At 66.9% G+C, this 674-nt stretch carries 1 protein-coding gene; it reads right to left on the reverse strand.

Going from position 1 to position 674, the window contains the following annotated elements; all coding sequences use genetic code 11:
• On the reverse strand, positions 1-674 hold a 674-nt coding region (locus tag KYC_RS29745; RefSeq protein ID WP_008167468.1), incomplete at both ends, for a hypothetical protein.

The following is a 674-nucleotide window of genomic DNA, read 5'->3' on the forward strand; positions in this document are numbered from 1 at the left end:
GCCTTCGCCTTGGTGGCGCCGCCCTTCATCGTCAGCCCCACCACTTCGATGCTCCCGCCCAGCACCCCAATCGAGGCCGAGTACAGCGCCAGCACGGCTTCTTCGTGCTTGGCGCCCAAGGTCTGGTCGACGGTGTCGATCGTTGTGCGCAGGCTTTGCGACAGCAGGTAGGTTGCGCCGACAGCCAGAAGCAGTTCTGCGCTGCCCAGTGCGCCCCGGGCGATGCTGGCGGCACTGCGTGCGCCGCGCAGGCTGGACTGCGCCAGCTCGGCGGCCTGATAGGCGCTGAGCTGCAGTCCGGCCAGCGCCTTGCGCGCGCCCGGCTCCAGCGTGCCGGCGAGCACCCTCAGTTCACCCAGGGCAACGCCCGCCCTGTGCGTGGCATCGCCGATGACGGCGCCGGCATCCTGGGCCAGGTTGCCGAAGCGCTGGCGCAGGTCTGAAGCCGTGCCTTCCACCCACAACACCACGTCCACTGCCTGCTCGGCCAGCTTGGGGTCGCTCAACGCCAGGCTGAGCACGCCGCCCGTCAATACCGAACGTACCTGCCTGTGGGCTTTGCCGGTGGCTTGCTCGATGGCCGCGACAAGCTTGTTGCGGTCTTCGGTAATTTGCTTGCACATCAGCGTGTAGTACTCGCCCAGCTTCATCGTGACGACGACCTGAGTCATATA

This window comes from Achromobacter arsenitoxydans SY8, assembly GCF_000236785.1.
Taxonomy (GTDB): Bacteria; Pseudomonadota; Gammaproteobacteria; order Burkholderiales; family Burkholderiaceae_B; genus Achromobacter; species Achromobacter arsenitoxydans.